Source organism: Bartonella sp. AD328YNZD, assembly GCF_042196425.1.
Genome location: NZ_JBHIQG010000149.1, coordinates 1 through 5,845, shown reverse-complemented (window position 1 = coordinate 5,845; position 5,845 = coordinate 1). Strand labels below are relative to the sequence as shown.

Annotated in this window: 5 protein-coding genes; all 5 read right to left on the bottom strand. The window is 34.5% G+C overall.

Annotation, left to right across the window (positions count from 1 at the left end; translation table 11 throughout):
• Nucleotides 1–935 precede the first annotated feature (935 nt).
• The 5 genes from ACFIO3_RS07620 to ACFIO3_RS07600 all read right to left on the bottom strand — a co-directional run bounded on the left by ACFIO3_RS07620 (nt 936) and on the right by ACFIO3_RS07600 (nt 3,625).
• Nucleotides 936–1,430, bottom strand: coding sequence for a F0F1 ATP synthase subunit B (locus ACFIO3_RS07620; protein ID WP_375608575.1), 495 nt, complete (start codon nt 1,428–1,430; stop codon nt 936–938).
• An 11-nt stretch (nt 1,431–1,441) separates the two neighbouring features.
• Nucleotides 1,442–2,008 carry a F0F1 ATP synthase subunit B gene (locus ACFIO3_RS07615; protein WP_375608574.1) on the bottom strand — a complete coding sequence of 189 codons (567 nt, stop codon included), beginning with the start codon at nt 2,006–2,008 and terminating at the stop codon, nt 1,442–1,444.
• A gap of 131 nt (nt 2,009–2,139) precedes the next feature.
• Nucleotides 2,140–2,370 (bottom strand): F0F1 ATP synthase subunit C, encoded by a 231-nt coding sequence (locus tag ACFIO3_RS07610; protein ID WP_004860748.1) that lies wholly within the window; start codon nt 2,368–2,370, stop codon nt 2,140–2,142.
• Between the two features lie 54 nt (nt 2,371–2,424).
• A complete protein-coding gene (locus ACFIO3_RS07605; protein WP_375608581.1) occupies nt 2,425–3,183 on the bottom strand; it encodes a F0F1 ATP synthase subunit A in 759 nt (252 codons plus the stop codon).
• 7 nt (nt 3,184–3,190) lie between these two features.
• Entirely contained in the window at nt 3,191–3,625 is a 435-nt protein-coding gene (locus tag ACFIO3_RS07600; RefSeq protein ID WP_375608580.1) for an AtpZ/AtpI family protein, read from the bottom strand.
• Nucleotides 3,626–5,845 lie beyond the last annotated feature (2,220 nt).

The following is a 5,845-nucleotide window of genomic DNA, read 5'->3' as shown; positions in this document are numbered from 1 at the left end:
GTAAAAATTAAAATCTGTTCCGATTTTTACCATCTCTTTTCAACATTTAAAAATATTCAGAGCCGTATCTAAAAGGTAAAAATGACATATAATTTTATCTTTTTATTTATCACATTCTTTAAAGAAAAAACACTTTCAAAAAATAATACGTTATTTATGTTTCTAATCCACCAATTTTCTCAGATATATCTCATTATTTCCATCCCCATTTCATAACGACAGCAGATATAATTTGACCTCTTCCTCATACCTCAAAGGATGGAGATTCCTACCGGTCACCGGACTGTTAACAATCCAGCTTCCCTCGTCGGGTTCCACCTGCTGACTACTCATACGGTCCACTTCATAGGGGAAACAGACAAGCCCTGCCCTGAATATGGATCACAATATCTAAAAACATTTAATATGTAAAAATTTTCATGCCTTATATCACCCTTCTACACAACGGTGTTTTACAGCACAACAAGATATTGATTTATAATGATCAATTTATCATTTTTCACATTCAATAAGAATATAGAATAAAATAAGAATCTCTCCCTTTAAACTCTCCGCTTACAAGAAATAACCGTATTCATAAGAGAGATCAATATGCAGATAAAAACTCTTGAGAAATGAATCAATGTGTTTCTCATAAACCACGCTAAATGTAAAAGCAGTTGCTAAATACAAAAGTAGCCACAAAATTTTAGAGAATAAGACAATAATGCTGCAGACTTATCACTTAATAATCACAAAGATGATGATACTTTCTATAGGTATTATAAATCATCACGAATAGAATCAAAAACGAATCTAAGCGCGATAGTACACCTCTCTAAACTCAATGCAGAACCAATACAAAATGAACCTCGCACCACAATTTAAGAGATAAAGCATTCAATCTTGAAAAAATTACCCATCTAAAGAAGCAATTCTTTATCTTCAAGAAACCATTAATTAAGATATGTTTTCATTTTGATCAGTGATTCTTTCGCAACAGACTCTGTAATGAGTTTATCTGCCTTGTTAGAATCTAATTCTCTTGCAATAAGGGTACGCGCCGTAGAAATTGCCAAATCGATAGCAGATGAAGAGACCATGCGTATTGCATCTGCTTCTGCCTGAGCGATTTTTTGCTCTGCCAATTTATTGCGGTTTTTTACATATTCTTCTGCTTTTGTACGAGCCTCAGAAATAACAGATTCAACTTCATGCTTTGCTGCAGCAATAATTTCTTGTGCATCTTTTTCTGCTTCTGCATGTTTGCGTTGATATTCAGCCAATATTCCCTGTGCTTCTTCACGAAGACGCAGAGCCTCATCGAGCTCATCTTTAATACGCTTCGCGCGCGCATCAAGATGATGTATAACCCTCTGTGGAATTTTGAAATAGACTAAAAGAGCCAAAAAAAGAACTAATCCAACAAAAGCCCAAAAAGTATCCGTCATCTTTGCCTTCCTCAATAATCCGCAGTTTTAACAACTGAACGAACAGTTTCTTTGCTGATATCGACATCAATCAATTTTTTCACAATTTCAATGGATACTTCTTCAGCGATAGAACCAACATTTTGCATCGCTTTATCCCGAATTTTTGCTATCTGTTTTTCAGCATCCGCAAGCTTTTTCTCTAAACTCTCTTCAATTTCCTTCCGTTCAAGCTCCACCTTTCCTTTTAACTCTTCACCAGCTGCCTGCGCTATAGCATGAGCTTTTAAACGCGCTTCTGCTAATTTCCGCTCATAAGTTTCAACAACAGTGTCTGCTTCCTGCTTCATACGCATTGCCTGATCTAAATCAGATGCAATTCGATCTCGACGTGTTTCAATAACACCACCAATACGCGGCGCAATAACACGAGAAATAAAAAGATAAAAAAATCCGAAAGAAATTGCCAACCAGAAAAAATGCGAACCAAAATGTACAAAATCAAAAGGCGGAAACACACGATCTGCTTTCTCTGCCACTTTTTTAATATGCTCTATCGACGTTTCAGTATTCTGTGCATAAGCGCTGGCAAAAAACATCTTCTTTCATCCTTTAAATAACTTATAAAGCCCTCTATAACCGATGATAACCGACTAATATCTCTCTGGTTAAGAGTAAAAAGGGTAAATCTTTCCTCACGTAGAGAACAGATAGACCCTTTTGATGATGATCAAACCCCAAAAAGAAGTAATAAAGCAATGAGCAATGAAAAAATTCCCAAAGCCTCTGTTACAGCAAAACCAAAGACGAGACGCCCAAACTGACTATCTGCTGCTGATGGATTTCGTAATGCACCAGAAAGATAGCTACCAAAAATATTACCAAGCCCTAAAGCTGTTCCAGCCATACCAAAACAAGCAAGACCAGCGCCAATATATTTTGCTGCAAGCACTAATTCCATATTATTCTCCTTTAAAGCGAAATTGTATTATTCGACGGAAAACCGCCAGTTCCATTAATGTCCTGGATGAATTGCATCATTAAGATACATACAAGTTAAAACCGTAAAGACGTAAGCTTGAAGAAATGCGACCAAAAATTCAAGAGCGGTAATCGCTACAGTCATAATAAGCGGTAAAATCGAACCACCAACACCTACAAGCCCTACCCCAACCATTGATACAACAAACCCAGAAAACACTTTGAGCGTAATATGACCAGCAAGCATATTCGCAAAAAGACGCAGAGAAAGACTAATTGGACGGGAGAGAAAAGAAATAATCTCAATCATTGTCACCAGAGGCAAAACCACAACAGGAACCCCACTGGGAACAAACAGTTTCAAAAAACTGATCCCATGCTTATAAAAGCCATACCCAATCACCGTCAAAATCACCACCATTGCTAACGAAAACGTAATCATGATCTGAGATGTAACCGTATAAAAATAGGGGAAAAGACCAATAAAGTTAGCAACCAAAATAAAAGTAAACAAAGAAAAAACTAAAGGAAAAAACTGCATTCCCTGCACGCCAGATGATTCCCGCAGAGTTGATGCTACAAACTCATAGGCCATTTCTGAAAGAGACTGCATCCGCGTTGGAACCAATCCACGACTTGAGGATGAAATGAAGAGAAAAATAGACGTCACAACAACCGTTATAACTGTAAACAATGACACATTCGTAAACGATAAATCCATATTTCCTATGGAAATCTTAATCAGCCGAGAAACCTCAAACTGATGAATAGGATCTGGAGCGTGCGCTGTCACTTCAACCTCATTTATCGGACCTTTCATTGGTCCCTTTATTTTGTTCATCTTGGCGCAATACGCCTTTTTTCCCTAATTGGCTGGAGGAAACATACCCCACAGACCGAAGAATACTCAATACACCAGCAGCAAATCCAAGGAAGAGAAAAAATATCAATCCCCATGGCCATGAATCTACTAACTTATCAAACCCCACCCCTAAAACAACACCAACTATAATACTTGCTAAAAACTCACTGGAAAGTCTAATAGCATCTGCCATCTTTCCTTGTGATTTCTCCCGCTTATCCTTACCTTGCCGCTTCTTTAGTGCAAGCCTGTGCATTAAAGCCACGCTTAAATTCTTACTACGACATTCCAAATCCTCTGAATGAAAACACTCTTCTTGCTTTTTCTCTTCAGCCTCCTTGAAGCTTATAACGGGTTTTTCGCCCATCGCCATCATCGGCTCCTTAATCAAAAGCAAAGAAAAATGCATCTCATAAAACCGTGCGTATCATATTGTTCCTGAATTTATTCGTCAAGATCCTAAAAGCAATCTATCACAATTTACCGTATAAATTTTATCGCATAAATTAACGTATTTTTCAATTTTTGATAAAGATATTTTTAGGGACCTAAATCGATTCCATAATAGCACCCGTAAATGTATAATAAAAAGTTCCCATGAATAATATAAAACTCATAAAGCCATCATCTTTATGCTTAACAAAATGTGTAACCCGATACCATCATACTATGTTTCCCATCTTTCAATGTTGTACCCATCCTCGTTTTTAAAGAAAGCATAAAAAGCATATTTTCAATCATTTTTACTCACATCCCCCCTTCTTGTGAAGTAAAAACAAATAGTTTTGATTAATTCAATATGAATGCGTAAAAATATCTTAATACTCAGAGTTCTTATTCAAATCGAAAAATTATAAACTATCATTATAAATCAATACCTTGAGCCCAAAAAGTGTAAGAATTTCATTAATAGCCATTTTCATTAACCCATGATGAGTAAAGCCTACGCAATTGATGCACATTCAGTGAATATATGTTTAGTATATTATGTTACCAAGAATACTGTTTCAATGATGTTTATAATTATCTTATTAAAGTATTATACGGTATATTTTATCTGTTTTGTGGAGATGAATTCATATACATTCAAAATATTATAAGTGATATCAATAATTATGATTTTGAGGGAAAGCAAAACAGCATCACATTTGTTTGCAAGCTAGAATGATTATGTGCAAGTGTGTTCATGTTTAGTATTCTAAATTTAATAATGCTTTGATTTATAGGGATAAATTATCATTTTTTATATTAAATTAAGAATGCCGAATGTCGTAAGATTCTTTACATTTCAAGCTTGTTCATATTACATCAATCAAAACTATTTGTTTTTACATCACAAGCAGGGGGGATGTGATTAAAAATGATTGAAAATATGCCTTTTATGCTCTCTTTAAAAACGAGGATGGGTACAACATTGAAAGCTGGAAAACAGTATGGTGGCGTTGGCTTACGTCTTTTATTTAAATAAACTCACACTTTATTATTTTAATGAAAATGAGAATACTCTGCGGATTTTATATGAACCTACTCGCAAGGTATTTTACATATACCATTACGGACATCATCATGAAATGAACCTGAAGGCATTAAGAGAGCTTTCTTTAAATACGAGACCTTAATAAATCTATGATTCTAAATAGCTCAGACCAATAGAACACATAATATTTGAATACGATCACCATATCGCTTTATACAATTTAATCCACTTGTTGAATCTTACCCTTTATAATTGAATATTGATAGATTCAGCAGGTATTTTTGCTTTTTATTTAGACAAACTATCGCAAGCAAAAGCGCTTATTCACACCCTTTATTTTTATGAAAAGATAATTTAATGTTTCTTTTCAAACGAGCACATAGTTATATTTCCCCACCCTCATATTGCATCTATTCTTTCATTTAAATAACCCATTAAGAGAATCGTGTGCTCTTTCTTAAATACTCCCCCTATTAAACTATTCTTATAACATGCGAATAAATAATTTTATCAAGAGATAATTAAAATGAGAGAACTTTATTTAATAGCAATATACTGATTTATCAAGATAATTCATTTTAAATAAGAATTCCGAATATCTTAAGATTCTCTCATTCCAAATCTGTTTACCTTGAATCAATCAAAACCATTCGTTTGTATGTTACAAGCAGGATTAGCGTGTGGATAAAAACATAGAAGAAAGGAGAAAAAATGCCTTTTATGAATCGTCTTAATTCAAGAGCTGTAACAATATTGGGAGCTTGCAAAGTATGTGATGGTACCAACTTGTTACTCTATAAGCGTAAAGATAGGGCAGATTAATAGCGTTCATGATAAATGATTATTGATAAATCAAGACTTTAGCAAATAAAGAATTTTTTTCTTTTATGAACAGGAAGATTATTGTCTGTTGAGGTTATTAATTCATTTTTATATTTAGAACGCAATAGATCATCAAAAAGCTTATTTCTAAGCTTCTGCAGTAGAGATTTCTTTCATTTAAAAAATTAAAGCGCTATCATTTCTTCTTGGAACGTGCCGCAAAAGGATTATCAGAGGCTCGTAATGATATGCGAACTGGTATACCAAACATATCAAATGTTTCACGTAACCCAT